General features: G+C 70.8%; 14 protein-coding genes. 4 read left to right on the top strand and 10 right to left on the bottom strand.

Features of this window, described 5'->3' with window-relative positions:
- The 5 genes from I8E28_RS08210 to I8E28_RS08190 form a co-directional block, all read right to left on the bottom strand.
- A complete protein-coding gene (locus tag I8E28_RS08210; protein WP_200787503.1) occupies nucleotides 1-333 on the bottom strand; it encodes a metal-sulfur cluster assembly factor in 333 nt (110 codons plus the stop codon).
- Nucleotides 330-791, bottom strand: a complete 462-nt coding sequence (locus tag I8E28_RS08205) for an RrF2 family transcriptional regulator (RefSeq protein ID WP_200787502.1) — start codon at nucleotides 789-791, stop codon at nucleotides 330-332. Before I8E28_RS08205 ends, I8E28_RS08210 begins: the two co-directional genes overlap by 4 nt.
- A 52-nt stretch (nucleotides 792-843) precedes the next feature.
- On the bottom strand, nucleotides 844-3,120 hold the full coding sequence (locus I8E28_RS08200; protein WP_200787501.1) for a nitric-oxide reductase large subunit: 2,277 nt from the start codon (nucleotides 3,118-3,120) through the stop codon (nucleotides 844-846).
- Between the two features lie 20 nt (nucleotides 3,121-3,140).
- Entirely contained in the window at nucleotides 3,141-3,428 is a 288-nt protein-coding gene (locus I8E28_RS08195) for a DUF2249 domain-containing protein (protein WP_200787500.1), read from the bottom strand.
- A gap of 160 nt (nucleotides 3,429-3,588) precedes the next feature.
- Entirely contained in the window at nucleotides 3,589-4,539 is a 951-nt protein-coding gene (locus tag I8E28_RS08190) for a tripartite tricarboxylate transporter substrate-binding protein (protein ID WP_200787499.1), read from the bottom strand.
- Nucleotides 4,540-4,672: 133 nt separating this feature from the next.
- Here I8E28_RS08190 and I8E28_RS08185 point away from each other — a divergent pair, with 133 nt between their 5' ends.
- From I8E28_RS08185 to I8E28_RS08175, 3 genes are read left to right on the top strand one after another with little or no spacing between them, the layout of a single operon-like run.
- Complete coding sequence (locus I8E28_RS08185) at nucleotides 4,673-5,437, top strand: SDR family NAD(P)-dependent oxidoreductase (RefSeq protein ID WP_200787498.1); 765 nt, start codon at nucleotides 4,673-4,675, stop codon at nucleotides 5,435-5,437.
- 13 nt (nucleotides 5,438-5,450) lie between these two features.
- Nucleotides 5,451-6,488 carry a zinc-dependent alcohol dehydrogenase gene (locus I8E28_RS08180; protein ID WP_200787497.1) on the top strand — a complete coding sequence of 346 codons (1,038 nt, stop codon included), beginning with the start codon at nucleotides 5,451-5,453 and terminating at the stop codon, nucleotides 6,486-6,488.
- Nucleotides 6,489-6,527: 39 nt separating this feature from the next.
- Nucleotides 6,528-7,151: a hypothetical protein gene (locus I8E28_RS08175; RefSeq protein WP_200787496.1), complete on the top strand. Its 624-nt coding sequence runs from the start codon at nucleotides 6,528-6,530 to the stop codon at nucleotides 7,149-7,151.
- Between the two features lie 15 nt (nucleotides 7,152-7,166).
- On the opposite strand, the gene I8E28_RS08170 is transcribed toward I8E28_RS08175, so the two are convergent.
- The 3 genes from I8E28_RS08170 to I8E28_RS08160 are packed head-to-tail and all read right to left on the bottom strand — an operon-like array spanning nucleotide 7,167 to nucleotide 10,567.
- Complete coding sequence (locus I8E28_RS08170; protein ID WP_200787495.1) at nucleotides 7,167-8,000, bottom strand: aldolase/citrate lyase family protein; 834 nt, start codon at nucleotides 7,998-8,000, stop codon at nucleotides 7,167-7,169.
- Between the two features lie 9 nt (nucleotides 8,001-8,009).
- The gene (locus I8E28_RS08165) at nucleotides 8,010-9,191 is read right to left on the bottom strand and encodes a CaiB/BaiF CoA transferase family protein (protein ID WP_200787494.1); all 1,182 of its coding nucleotides are present in this window, start codon (nucleotides 9,189-9,191) and stop codon (nucleotides 8,010-8,012) included.
- Nucleotides 9,188-10,567 (bottom strand): MmgE/PrpD family protein, encoded by a 1,380-nt coding sequence (locus tag I8E28_RS08160; RefSeq protein WP_200787493.1) that lies wholly within the window; start codon nucleotides 10,565-10,567, stop codon nucleotides 9,188-9,190. The genes I8E28_RS08165 and I8E28_RS08160 overlap by 4 nt, the downstream gene beginning before the upstream one ends.
- 135 nt (nucleotides 10,568-10,702) lie before the next feature.
- Here I8E28_RS08160 and I8E28_RS08155 point away from each other — a divergent pair, with 135 nt between their 5' ends.
- Nucleotides 10,703-11,617, top strand: coding sequence for a LysR family transcriptional regulator (locus I8E28_RS08155; protein WP_200787492.1), 915 nt, complete (start codon nucleotides 10,703-10,705; stop codon nucleotides 11,615-11,617).
- A 20-nt stretch (nucleotides 11,618-11,637) separates the two neighbouring features.
- On the opposite strand, the gene I8E28_RS08150 is transcribed toward I8E28_RS08155, so the two are convergent.
- A complete protein-coding gene (locus I8E28_RS08150) occupies nucleotides 11,638-12,804 on the bottom strand; it encodes an acyl-CoA dehydrogenase family protein (RefSeq protein ID WP_200787491.1) in 1,167 nt (388 codons plus the stop codon).
- Nucleotides 12,801-13,652, bottom strand: coding sequence for an HTD2 family dehydratase (locus I8E28_RS08145; RefSeq protein ID WP_200787490.1), 852 nt, complete (start codon nucleotides 13,650-13,652; stop codon nucleotides 12,801-12,803). The genes I8E28_RS08150 and I8E28_RS08145 overlap by 4 nt, the downstream gene beginning before the upstream one ends.
- Between the last annotated feature and the right edge of the window lie 5 nt (nucleotides 13,653-13,657).

Genomic DNA, 13,657 nt, shown 5'->3' with positions numbered 1-13,657 from the left:
TCACCAGCCCATGAAGCGCCGCGCGCTGTCGCTCAGGCGCTCGGGCGACCAGGGCGGCTCCCACACCAGCTCGACGCGGATCAGGAGGTCGGCGGGCACGGCCTGGTCCAGCTCGTGCTCGATGTCGCCGACGATGGTGTCGGCCACCGGGCAGGCGGCCGAGGTCATGGTGACCCGCACCTGCAGCTCGCGCCCGTGCAGTGCCACGCCGTAGACGAGCCCCAGGTCGACGATGTTCATCGCCACCTCGGGGTCGGCCACGCGCCGCAGCGCGTGGTCGACGGCGGCCGCCAGCTCGGGCGGGCCGTCGCAGGGATAGGCCTGGCCGCTCATGCGCGCTTCCGCGCGCCGGCGGCCGGGAAGAACAGCACCTGGGCGAGTTGCCCGCGGTTGCGGACGACGTCGGCCAGCGTGTAGCGGTCCAGCACCGCGTAGAAGGCGGCGATCGCCTCCTCCAGCGGGCCGCGCAGCTTGCAGCTGCCGGCGATCACGCAACTGTCGCTGCGCTCGCCGTCGAAGCACTCCGCCACCACCGCGTCGCCTTCGGTGTCGCGGACGACCGCACCGATGTTGATGCGCGCCGGCGGCAGCGCCAGCTCGAGGCCGCCGCCCTTGCCGCGCACGTTGCGCAGCCAGCCGGCCTTGCCCAGGAAATGCGCCACCTTCACGAGGTGGTGCTCGGAGATGGCGAACGCGGCCGCGATCTCGCCGATGGTGGCGCGGCGGCCGGGCTCGACGCCCAGGTACATCAGGACCCGCAGGCTGTAGTCGGTGAAGGCGGTCAGGCGCATGTGGACTCCTTGTGCGCGCGGCGGGGGCCCGGGGCCCCCGCCCATTTCACTGCTAGCGGGCCACCGCGGCGGCGACTTGCGCCGGCACGATCGCTTCGCGGCGGCCGCGGCCCAGCAGGCGCATCACGTAGACGGCCAGGAACAGCGCACCGGCCGCGAACACGATGTCGCCGGGGACGCGCAGCCAGACCATCGTCTCCATGAACGGCGAGTGGATGACCTCGGGCGAGCGGGCGTACCACATGCCCTTGCTGATGCTGGCGGCGGCCTGGTAGATGCCGGCGGGCAGCAGCGACAGGAAGATCATCAGCGCCAGGCCGATGTTCAGGCACCAGTAGGCGGGCTTGAGCAGGCGGTCGGCATGCAGGTGGCGCGCGTACAGGCCGCGCAGGCAGAACAGCATCAGGCCGATGCCCAGCATGCCGTAGACACCGAACAGCGCGCCGTGGCCGTGGGCCGCGGTCATGTTCAGGCCCTGCACGTAGTACAGCGACGCCGGCGGGTTGATGGCGAAGCCGAGCAGGCCGGCGCCCACGGTGTTCCAGAAGCCCACCGCGACGAAGCACAGCACGGGCCACTTGTAGGCGGCGAGCCAGGGCATGCCTTGCGAGCGCCTCCAGGTCTGGAGCGCTTCGAGGCCGATCAGCGTGAGCGGCACCACCTCCAGCGCGGAGAACACGGCACCGACGGCGATCACCGAGGTGGGCGTGCCGGTCCAGTACAGGTGGTGCAGCGTGCCCAGGATGCCGCCGAACAGGAACACGATGGTCTCGGCGACGATGGCGCGGTTGGCGCTCGCGGCGCGCACCAGGCCCAGCTTGGTGAACAGCAGCGCGATGACGGCGGTGGCGAACACTTCGAAGAAGCCCTCGACCCACAGGTGCACCAGCCACCACCTCCAGTACTCCACCATCGAGTAGTGGGTGTGCTGGCCCCAGGCGAGCGAGGTCGCGTAGAAGCCGCCGATGCAGGTGGCCGACAGGAACACCATCGCGATCAGGCCGCGGCTTTCCGACGGCGTCTTCAGCGCAGGCCACAGCGCACGGCCCAGCAGCACCGCCCACAGCAGCAGGCCGACGAACAGCAGGTACTGCCACACGCGGCCCATGCTGGTGAACTCCAGGCCCTGGTTGCCGACCCAGAAGCTGAAGTCGACGCCGCGGTGCTGCAGCGTGCCCAGCCAGCCGGTCACGGTGGACCCCACCACGATGGCGATCAGCGCCCAGAACAGGAAGTCGGTGCCCAGCTTCTGGAGCCTGGGCTCCTTGCCGCCCAGCATCGGGGCGATGTACAGGCCGGTGGCGAGCCACGCGGTGGCGATCCAGAACACGCCCACTTGCGTGTGGATGGTGCGGCTGGTCACGTAGGGCAGCAGGTCGGAGATCGGCAAGCCGAAGAAGGAACTGCCCTCGACCGCGTAGTGCGCGGTGATCGCGCCCATGCCGATCTGCAGCAGCAGCAGGCCGGCGACGGCGAAGAAGTACTTGCGCGTGGCCTTCATCGACGCCGTGGCCTGGAAGCCCAGGAGCGGGTCGGCCTTGGGCGGTACCGCTTCTTCTTCGTGCTTGCCGGCGCCGTGCAGCCACAGCATGGCGGCGATGCCGGCCAGCAGCAGGATGATGCTGGCCATCGACCACATCGCCGACGACGTCGTCATCGTGTTGCCCACCAGCGGCTCGTGCGGCCAGTTGCTGGTGTACGAGACGCCGGGCTCGTCGGGGCGATCGGTCGCCGCGGCCCAGGCACTCCAGAAGAAAAAGGCGGCCAGTGCGTCACGATCCTGGGCCGCGGGAACTTCGCCGCTGCGCATCGCGTATTGCTCGCGCAGCTTGTCGAGGGAGGAGGCGTCGCCGAACAGCGCGGTGTAGTGCGCCGCGGTCTCGCGGATGGCCTGCGCGCGCAGTTCCGACACCGTCACCTTGCCGGTGGCGGCGTCGTACGTGTTGCCGCGCATCTCGTCCTTCAGCGCGCCGTCGACGGCGTGCTGCTGCGACGGCGACAGGCCGGCCGGGTCGCTCACCAGCGCCTTCGCACGCAGCGTGCGCAGCGCCAGGGCTTCACGGTGCAGCCAGTCGGCGGACCAGTCCGGCGCGACGTACGCGCCGTGGCCCCAGACGCTGCCTTGCTGCTGGCCGCCGGCGGCCAGCCAGACCTGTTGGCCGCGCTGCACCTGCTCGCCGGTGAACAGCGTGTCGCCGCGGGCCGTGGCGACGGCCGTCGGGATCGGCGGCGCCGAGACGTAGATCTGCCAGCCCAGGTACCCGAGGGCCCCGAACGACAGGACGAAGACCAGCCCCAGCCAGCGCCAGAGCGTTTGCGTGTTCTTCATGGTGGACTCCGGGTGGGTGCTCAATGACCGCCGCCGCCGCACGCGCCGCAGCAGGTGGGCTCGGGCGGGGCGGAACGCACGCGCGTGATCCCCACGCGCCAGGTCTGCGGGCCGCGCTCGAGGTAGTTCCATTCGGACTCCTGCGGCGCGAGCAGCTCGAAGTGCGATTTCAGGACCACCGGGTCGTGGTCGCAGAGCAGCTCCATCGCCTCGCCCTCGGCGAGGTCCTGGAACGTCAGGAAGATGATCGGGTGTCGGCGGCGCGGCTCGATGCTGCGCACGTCCACGCGGGCCACGGTGTCGGACATTGCGGGCTCCTCTCTCGTTGAAGGTGCATGGGGAATGCACCTATTAGAGGAGCCCGGCCGGGCTCAGGACTTGATGTAAGTCAACCTCGCGCGCTGCGCGGGGCGCCGGTCGTCGGTCGCGAATCCCGCGGCGTGCCGGCGCCACCGCGGGTCGAGGCGATCACTTCTGCAGGTTGACCGTCTTCAGCGCCTCGCCCCACTCGGCCGAACGGCGCTTCACGTTGGCTTCGAACTCGGCGCCGGGGATGCGCAGCGGATCGTTGCCGAGCTTGCTCAACGCGTCCTGGAACTCGGGCTTGGCGGCGATCGCGAGGACGGCGGCCTCGACCTTCTTCACGATCTCCTTCGGCGTGCCCTTCGGTGCGGCGATGGCCGTCCACGATTCGGCGCCGGCCTCGATGCCCAGTTCCTTGATGCTCGGCACGTCCGGGGCCTCGGGCCAGCGCGCCGGGCTGGCCGACGCCAGCAGCCGCACCTTGCCGGTGGGGATGTGCGGCAGGATGTCCGCCGGGTTGCCCAGGATCGCCTGCACCTGCCCGCCCAGCAGCGCCGCCGAGACTTCCGCGCCGGACTTGTAGTTGGCGATGCCGAACTTGCTCTTCCCGGCAGTGGCGATGTTCTGGATGATCAGGCTGTTCAAAGCCGCGCCCGACGCGAAGAAGATGTCGCCCTTGCGGCCCGCGTCCAGCAGGTCCTGCATGGTCTTGTACGGCGAATCGGCGCGCACGGCGACGCCGAAGCGCGGGTTGGCGAACGCCGCGGCGTACTCGAAGTCGGCCAGCGTGAACTTCACCGGCACCAGGTGCGGCGCCAGCGCGATGGTGGACGCGGTGACGATGCCCAGGTTGTAGCCGTCGGGCTTCTGCCGCGACACGAAATCCGGGCCCAGGGTGCCCATCGCGCCCACCTTGTTCAGCACCACCACCGGCTTGCCCAGCGCACCTTCGAGGTGCCTCGCGATCAGCCGGGTCATCAGGTCGGTGTTCCCGCCGGCCCCGTACATGACGGTCAGCGAGATATCGCGTTCCGGCCACGCCGCCTGCGCCGATGCGAAGGTCGAGACGGCCAGCACGGAAAGGGCCACGAGGCCTCGGACGAATTGCCTGATCACGGATGTCTCCTGGGTTGTAGTCGCGCGGCAGATGCTACGAGCGGGACGCGCGTGACACGTTTCTTCTTTGCGGAAGCGACCCTTTGCCAAAGCCGAATGGGCCGCCCAGCCTGCCGTGCCTAGGATCGCGGGCATGCAGGACAAGCTCCAGGGCCGAGTGGCCATCGTCACGGGCGGCGCACGCGGCATCGGCTTCGGCATCGCCGAACGGCTGGCGCGCGACGGCGCCCACGTGGTCATCGCGGACGTCATCGACGACACCGCCCAGGCCGCGCAGCGGCTGGCGGAGCAAGGCCGCAGCGCGCAGGCGTGGCGGCTGGACGTGTCGCAGGAACGCGAGATCGGCGAGTTCGTGCGGGGGGTCGAACGGCAGCATGGCCGCATCGACATCCTCGTCAACAACGCCGGCATCTCGCCGAAGAACAATGGCACCAAGTTCCTGGTGGAGGAGACCAGCACCGAGAACTGGTCGCGCGTGATCGCGGTCAACCTCACAGGGCCCTTCCTGCTCTGCCGCGAGTGCATCCCCGTGATGCGCCGGCAAGGCCACGGCCGCATCGTCAACATCACCTCGCAGTCGGCGCGCACCCGGCCGGAAGCGACCAGCGGGCACTACGCGGCCTCGAAGACCGGCCTGATGGGCCTGTCGCGCGCGCTCGCCGGTGAGGTCGGCAACGGCGGCATCACGGTGAACTGCGTCGCCCCCGGCGTCATCGAGACGCCGATGCTGTCCACCTTCTCGGACGAGCGCCGCGCGCACCTCGCCTCGCGCATCCCGATGGGCGCGATGGGCGCGCCGGCGGACATCGCCGCGGCCGTGGCCTTCCTCGCGTCGGACGACGCCCGCTACATCACGGGCACGACGATCGACGTGAACGGCGGCATGTTCATGACCTGAGGCGGGACACCAGATGCTCGCATTGCGCAAACCTGCCCCCGCCCCCGGCCTCGTGCTGCAGGACGTCCCCGAACCCGGCGACCCGGGCGCCGGCGAAGTGCTGGTCGAGGTGGCCGCCGCCGGCATCTGCGGCTCGGACCTGCACCTCGACGACTGGACGCCCGGCTACGAATTCATGGCCGGCGCGATGCCGGTGACGCTGGGCCACGAGTTCAGCGGCCGCGTCGCCGCGACGGGCGCCGGTGTGCAGGGACTCATGCGCGGCCAGCTCGTGGCCGTGTACCCGATCCTGCATTGCCGCCAGTGCGTGAACTGCGTGCGCGGCGACACGGCGCTGTGCCTGAACCGGCGCGCGCTGGGCGTGACGCTCGACGGCGGCTTCGCCCGCTACGTGCGCGCGCCGGCGGCCAACTGCATCCCGCTTGCGCAGGGCCTGGACCCCGCGCTCGGCGCGCTCGTCGAACCGCTGTGCATCGGCGACCACGCCAACATCGTCGGCGAGGTCAAGTTGGGCGAGACCGTCGTCGTGCTCGGCCCCGGCACCATCGGCCAGGCCGCGGCGCGCGTGGCGCGCTGGCGCGGCGCCAGCCGCGTCGTCGTCGTCGGCCTGCGCGACGAAGCCCGGCTGGCGACCGCACGCGCCGTCGGCGCCACGCACAGCATCGACCTCGCCTCCACGCCCGACGTGCTCGCGCGCTTCCGCGCGCTCACCGGCCTCGACCATGCGGACGTGGTGATCGAAGCCACCGGCCACCCCGCCAGCATCGCCGACGGCCAGCGCCTGCTGAAGAAGGGCGGCATCCTGGTCGTCGCCGGCATCCACGCGGCGCCCGCGTCGCTGGACCTCGTGACCCTCGTGCGCCAGCGCCAGCAGGTGCGCGGTGCGCACTCCTCGCTGCGCCCCTCGTGGGACGTGATGGCGCAGCGCATCGGCGACGAGCCCGAGTCGGTGCGCGCGATGGTCAGCCTGTCGCTGCCGCTGTCCGAGGCGCTCGAAGGCTTCGCGCGCTGCCGCAAGCGCGACGTTTCCAAGGTGATCCTGCAGCCGTAGGCGCCCTGCCCCACCCCGAAGAGAAAGTGAGACAACGCAATGACCAAGTTCGACGTCACCAAGCGCCTGCCGGAAGTCGACGAGGCGCTCGCGCGCACCGACAACCCCCGCCACATCGCGATCCTGAAGAACTACGTGCGGCACGCCAACCTGGAGGTCTCGGGCCTGTGGGAAGGCATCGTGGCGCCGGACATGATGGTGGAGCACCCCGTCTACGTGTTCCATTCGCACCAGGGCATGCGCCGCATCGAGGGCATGGCCGCCGTGCGCGCCGAGTACGAGAGCTACGAGAAGCTGGGCAACACGGTGATCTACCACACCGACGGCCACATCATGGTCGACGACTTCGGCTTCATGACCGAGTACGTGTCGCACCGCTTCTGGCCCGGCAGCCTGCTGCGCACCATGGGTGACGACGTCGACGACGCGAAGGCGATGTACCTGGTCTCGATGACGCAGATGATGAACTGGCCGTACGACGAGCGCGCGCGCGTCGTCGGCGAGCGCGTCTACCGCGGCGGCGACCGCAAGATCCGCGAGTGCGACCCGGCCGAGGTGATCACGATGCAGGAATGCCGCGACAAGCTGCTGCCCACGCTGCCCGAGGTGCACTCGCCCTTCACGGGCAAGCCCTGGACCAAGCAGGAGCTCGCGACGGCCTGACCGCGCGACGCGCGCCTAGCCCGCGTCGAGCACGCGCCGCGCGAGCCGGATCACGGGCCCGTCGACCATCCGGCCGTCGAGCTGGAACACGCCGGGGTTCGTGCGCGCGGCCTCCAGCACCCGGCGCGCCCATTCGCGCTGCGCCTCGCTCGGCGAGAACGCCGCGTTGACGCTGGCGACCTGGGCCGGATGGATGCACAGCTTCCCGCCGAAGCCCAGGCGGCGCGCGCGCTGGCTGGCCGCGTCGATTTCCTGCGCGTCATCGGTGGCGACGGTCACGCCGTCGACCGGCGCGGCGATGCCCGCCAGCCGGCTCGCGATGACGAGTTCGAGCCGCACGGGCACGAGTTCCTCCTCGCCCGGGCCGCTGGCTATGCCGGCATCGACCTGGAAATCCAGGTGCCCGAAGGCGAGCCGCACGACCTGCGGCGCGGCCGCGAGCTCGCGTACCCGCGCCCAACCGGCCACCGACTCGATCAGCGGCACCAGGCTCGCAGGTCCCGCCGCTTGCGCCACGCGGGCCAGGTTCGGCAGGGAATCGGCCTTCGGCAGCATCGCGCCGCCCAGCCCGCCTGCCGCAGTCGCAGCGAGCACCTGCAAGTCGGCGTCGAACCACGGCGTGTCGCCCGCATTGATGCGCACGAGGAGGCGCGCCCGGTCGGCCGGCGACAAGGTGGCGAGCGCCGCGGGCAAGCCTTGCCGCGCTGCATCTTTCTCGTGCGGAGCCACCGCATCTTCGAGATCGACGATCACCGCGTCGGCGCCACTGGCCAGTGCCTTGGCGATGCGCTCCGGCCGCGTGGCCGGCACGAACAGGAAACTGCGCGCCCGCGCGAGATCGCTGCCCACGGCCCGGCCTCAGATCGCCGAAGCCGCGCGCAGCGACGCGATGTCGGCGTCGCTGCGACCGAGCTCGCGCAGGATGGCGTCGGTGTGCTGGCCCACCGCGGGGACGCCGTCCATGCGGTACTCGTAGCCGTCGTTGGCGCCGGGGGGCAGCAGCGCCGGGATCGGGCCCGCGGGCGAACCCACCTCGCGCCAACGCCCTCGCGCCGCCAGCTGCGGATGCGCCCACACGTCCGCCATGGTGTTCACGCGCGCGTTGGCGATCTGCGCCTCGTCCAGCAAGGCCGTCACCTGCGCGGGCGTGAGCCGCCCGAACACGCCCAGGATCACCGCCTCGAGCGCCTTGCGGTTCTCGTGCCGGCGCGCGTTGCTGGAGAAGCGCGCGTCGTCGGCGAGCGCCGGCTGGCGCAGCACGACGGCACAGAAGGACTTCCACTCGCGCTCGTTCTGCAGGCCCAGCATCACCATGCCGTCCTCGCCGGTCGCGAACGGGCCATAGGGATAGATCGTCGCGTGCGCAGCGCCGCTGCGCGCCGGCGGCGCTGCGCCTTCGAACGCGTAGTACATGGGAAATCCCATCCACTCGGCCAGCGCTTCCAGCATCGACACGTCGATGTGCGAGCCCTGCCCGGTGCGACCGCGCTGCAGCAGCGCGGCCAGGATGTTGCTGTACGCGTACATGCCCGCGGCGATGTCGGCGATCGAGTTGCCTGACTTCGCGGGCTGGTCGCCGTTGCCGGTGACGGACAGGAACCCGGCCTCGCTCTGGATCAGCAGGTCGTACGCCTTTCGGTCGCGATAGGGACCGTCGTTGCCGTAGCCCGAGATGTCGCAGGCCACGAGCCGCGGGTTGAGGTTGCGCAGGGCATCGCGCCCCAGCCCCATGCGCGCGGTGGCGCCCGGTGCCAGGTTCTGCACCAGCACGTCGGCCTGCGCGAGCAGGTCGCGCAGCACCGCCATCGCGGCGGGCTGCTTGAGGTCGAGCGTCAGGCTCTCCTTGGACCGGTTGACCCAGACGAAGTGCGACGCGAGCCCGTGCACGCGCTGGTCGTAGGCGCGCGCGAAGTCGCCTTCGCCGGGTCGTTCCACCTTGATGACGCGTGCACCGAGGTCGGCGAGTTGCCGGGTGCAGAACGGCGCGGCGATCGCGTGCTCGAGGGAGACGACGGTGATGCCGTCCAGCGGACGCGTCATCGCGCGGCTCCCGGCAGCAGGCGGCCGACGCGCGGCAGGCGTTCCAGCGACCAGCAGGTCTCGATCAGGCCGCGCATCTCCTCGCGCGTCGCCGCGCCGGCGAACTCGGCCAGCCGGATCGCCTTGTCCTCGATCTCGCCGCGCTCGAGCGTGTTGCCCGGGTCGCCCTTGGGCTCGTCCACGCGGCCGTGCAGTTCGCGGCCGTCGCGCGTGCGCACGGTCACCTTGCCGATCCAGCGCGCCGGATACGCGGTGTCCACTTCGGGGTCCAGCGCCATCGTGACCTTGGGACGGAAGGAGCTGACGGCCGTGTCCCCCAGGCTCGCCTCGAACTCGCCGACACCGGCGCGACCGTGCGCGGCGATCAGGCCGAGCACCGTGCCCATCGAGAACTTGGCCTGGTGCACCGTCTCCGGCACGTCCACCGCGCCGAGCACGTCGATGGCGCCCTGGTGCACGTGCGCGGTGACGCTGTCGACCTGCGACGGCTCCAGCTTCTCGCGCTGGAACACCTGCTGCAGCGCGTCCGCCGCCGGGTGCGTGTGGCGGCACGAGGCGTGGAACTTGAACGAGGTCTCGGCCAGGGCCCAGCGCTGGCCGAGCCGGTCGGTGAGCTTGGCCGGGTCGGCGTCGCTCGACATGGCCGCGGCCATGCCCTGCGCGCCCTCCAGGATGTGTTTGGCGCCGGTGAATCCCTGCTGCGCCAGGTACGCCGCCGTCACGCCGGCGCCCGCCGCGTGCGCGGTGTGCAGCTGCTTGGAGTGCGCGGCGTCGCGCAGGAATTCCCACAGCCCGGCCGACTGCGTGCCGGCGGAGCCGAAGGCGTCGAGCATCTGGCGCGGCGACAGCCCGAGCAGGCGGCCCGCCGCCGCCGCCGCCGCGAGGGTGCCCGCGGTGCCCGTGGTGTGGAAGATCTTGTAGTGCGAGCGGCCGAGGAACTCGCCGACGCGAATGCCGACTTCGTAGCCGGCGACGCTGGCCACCAGAAGGTCGCGCCCGCTGGCGCCCAGGGCCTGCGCCGCCGCCAGCGCGGCGGGGAACACCACCGCCGCGGGATGGAACACCGAGCCGTTGTGCACGTCGTCCTGCTCCGCGAAGTGCGAAGCGGCGGCGTTGGCCATCGCCGCGAAGAACGGCGAGCTGCCGCTGCGTGACACCAGCACTTCGCTCGGGCCGTCCTGCGGGCCCATCTGCGCGGCGTACGCCGTGATCATCTGCACCGGCGCGCCGGTCTTGCCGGCCAGGGCCGAGCCGGCCCAGTCGAGGAACAGGTCCTCGCAGCGGCGCAGCACCGGCGCCGGGATGTCCGCGTGTTCCAGGCGCGCCGCGAAGTCCGCGAGGACGCGTGAGGGGTGGTTGGTGGTGTCGTCGTTCATGCCTGTGCTCCCGGGTGCACGCGTGCCGCATCGGCTGCTGACGCGGCGGATAAAATGAGTGTAGAGATGATCCAGGCCGCCACGGCTTCGCATGTGCGGAAGCCTGTGTTCCCGGGCTTCGAACGGGACTGATCCATGCGCTACGACCTCGTCGACCTTCGGCTGTTCCTGAACGTCGGCGAAACCCTGAACCTGACGCGCGCCGCGGAGAAGAGCTTCCTCTCGCTGCCGGCCGCCAGCGCGCGCATCAAGCAGCTGGAGGACGCGTTCCAGGCCCCGCTGCTGGTGCGGCAGCCCAAGGGCGTGCAGCTCACGCCGGCCGGCGAGACCCTGCTGGCCCATGCGCGCGAGATCTTCCGCAGCCTGGAGTGCATGCACTCCGACCTGTTCCCGTACGCCAAGGGCATCAAGGGCCGGATCCGCGTGCTGGCGAACACCACCGCCACCAACTCGTTCCTGCCCGAGGCGCTGTCGCGCTTCCTGGGCGACAACCCGGACATCGACGTCGAGCTGGAGGAGCAACTCTCGGCCGAGATCGTGTCGCTGGTCACCAGCGGCGCCGCGGACCTGGGCATCGTCGCCGGCGACGTCTCCACGGCGGGGCTGGAAGCCACGCCGCTGTTCATCGACGAACTGGTGCTCATCACGCCGCCCGAGCATGCGCTGGCCAGGCAGGCGGACGTGCCGCTGGACGCCATCGTCGACAGTTACCCGTTCGTGGGCCTCAACCAGTCCAGTGCCATCCAGTCGTTCCTGGACCAGGCGGCCCGCCGCGTGAACAAGCGCATCAGCCTGCGCGTGCAGCTAGGCAGCTTCGACGCGGTGTGCCGCATGGTCGCGGCCGGCGTGGGGCTGGCGATCGTGCCTCGCACCTGCGCACAGCGGTTCGCCGGCCCGCTCGGCCTGCGCCTGATCCCGCTGCAGGATACCTGGGCGCGGCGCGAGATCCGCCTGGTCAAGCGGGCCGGACGCGACCTGCCGCAGTTCGGCGAGCTCCTGATCCGCTACCTGCGGGACGCCGCCGCCGACGAGACCCGCAACCCGGGCTGACGGCGGATGCGCCGCCGGCGTCAGAACGAGCGCGGCAGCCCCAGCAGGTGCTCGGCCACGTACGAGTAGATCAGGTTGGTCGAAATCGGCGCCACCTGGTACAGGCGCGTCTCGCGGAACTTGCGCTCGACGTCGTATTCGCAGGCGAAGCCGAAGCCGCCGTGCGTCTGCAGGCAGGTGTTGGCGGCTTCCCATGACGCCTTGGCGGCCAGGTACTTGGCCATGTTGGCCTCGCCCCCGCAGGGCTGGCCGGCGTCGAACAGGCTGCACGCCTTGAAGCGCATCAGGTTCGCGGCCTCGGTCTCGATGTAGGCATCTGCGATCGGGAACTGCACGCCCTGGTTGCGGCCGATCGGCCGGTCGAACACGACACGCTCGCTGGCGTAGCGGCGCGCGCGGTCGATGAACCAGTACGCGTCGCCGATGCACTCGGCCGCGATCAGGGTGCGCTCGGCGTTCAGGCCGTCCAGGATGTACTTGAAGCCCAGGCCCTCCTCGCCGATGAGGTTCTCGCGCGGGATCTCCAGGTTGTCGAAGAACACCTCGTTGGTCTCGTGGTTCACCATGTTGCGGATCGGGCGCACCTCCATGCCCTTGCCGATCGCCTGGTGCAGGTCCACGATGAAGATGCTCATGCCCTCGCTCTTCTTGCGCACGTCCGCCAGCGGCGTCGTGCGGGCCAGCAGGATCATCAGGTCCGAGTGCTGGATGCGCGAAATCCACACCTTCTGCCCGTTGACCACGTAGCGGTCGCCCTGGCGCACGGCGGTGGTCTTGAGCTTGGTGGTGTCGGTGCCGGTGGTCGGCTCGGTGACGGCCATCGACTGCAGCCGCAGCTGGCCGCTGGCGATGCCGGGCAGGTACTGGCGCTTCTGCTCGGGAGAGCCGTGCCGCAGCAACGTGCCCATGTTGTACATCTGGCCGTGGCAGGAGCCGGCGTTGCCGCCGCAGAAATTGATCTCCTCCATGATCACGGACGCTTCCGCGAGGCCCAGCCCCGAGCCGCCGTACTCCTGCGGGATCAGTGCCGCCAGCCAGCCGGCTTCGGTCAATGCGTTGACGAACGCCTCGGGGTAGCCGCGGGCCTCGTCCACCTCCTGCCAGTACTTGCCGTCGAACTGGCGGCACAGGCTGCGGAGGGCTTCGCGGAGGTCCTGGTGCGCGTCGGGGCGGGGGATGTCGTTCATCGTTGCTGGAGGGTGGCGGTAGCGTGCATGGTGAGCCAGCCTTCATGGTCGCTGGCCCACAAGTCGACGGATCGGCCATCGGCTGTGGGACGGCCGTGGACGCGGAAGGGGTGCAGGTCGAAGGTGGGCCGCACCGCCTTGAAGCTGAAGGTGGTCATCACCGCATCGGGCCGCTCGCGGCGCACCAGGTCGGCCAGCAAGGTGGCGATCAGCGGGCCGTGCACGACGAGGCCGGGGTAGCCCTCGACCTCGGTCACGTACTGGCGGTCGTAGTGGATGCGGTGGCCGTTGAAGGTGAGCGCCGAGTAGCGGAACAGCAGCACGTCGTCGGTCACGATCTCGCGCGACCAGGTGGCGTCCCTGGGCGCCGGCTGCGGCGCGGGCGGTGCATCACCCGGCTGCGGCGCGCCGCGGTAGACGATGTCGTGCTCCTCGGTCACGGCCAGGCCGGCCGGGCCATGCACCTCGTGCTTCACCAGCACGAAGACCAGGTCGCCGCTGCGCCCCTGCTTGTGCGTGACGGACTCGATGCGCGAGCGGCGCTCCACGGCGTCGCCGACGCGTAGCGGCGCGCGGAACGCCAGCCGCCCGCCGGCCCACATGCGCCGCGGCAGCGGCACCGGCGGCAGGAACCCGCCGCGGCGCGGGTGGCCGTCAGCGCCGATCTCGGACTGCCGCGCCTGCGGCAGGAAGTAGAGCCAATGCCACAGCGGCGGCAGCTCGGAGCCCTCCCCGGCCTTCGGGTCGTCGCGGTCCAGGGTCGCGGCGAGCCCGTTGATCGGCGCGGCCGTGATGGCGTCGCGCAAGGTCTCGCTGCGGCCTTCCCAGGCCTGGAGGTCTGCTGTCATGCAAG

The sequence above is a fragment of the Ramlibacter algicola genome, assembly GCF_016641735.1.
In the GTDB taxonomy this organism is placed as follows: domain Bacteria; phylum Pseudomonadota; class Gammaproteobacteria; order Burkholderiales; family Burkholderiaceae_C; genus Ramlibacter; species Ramlibacter algicola.
The sequence above is the reverse complement of the archived record's forward strand: the minus strand, read 5'-3'. Positions and strand labels throughout refer to the sequence as shown.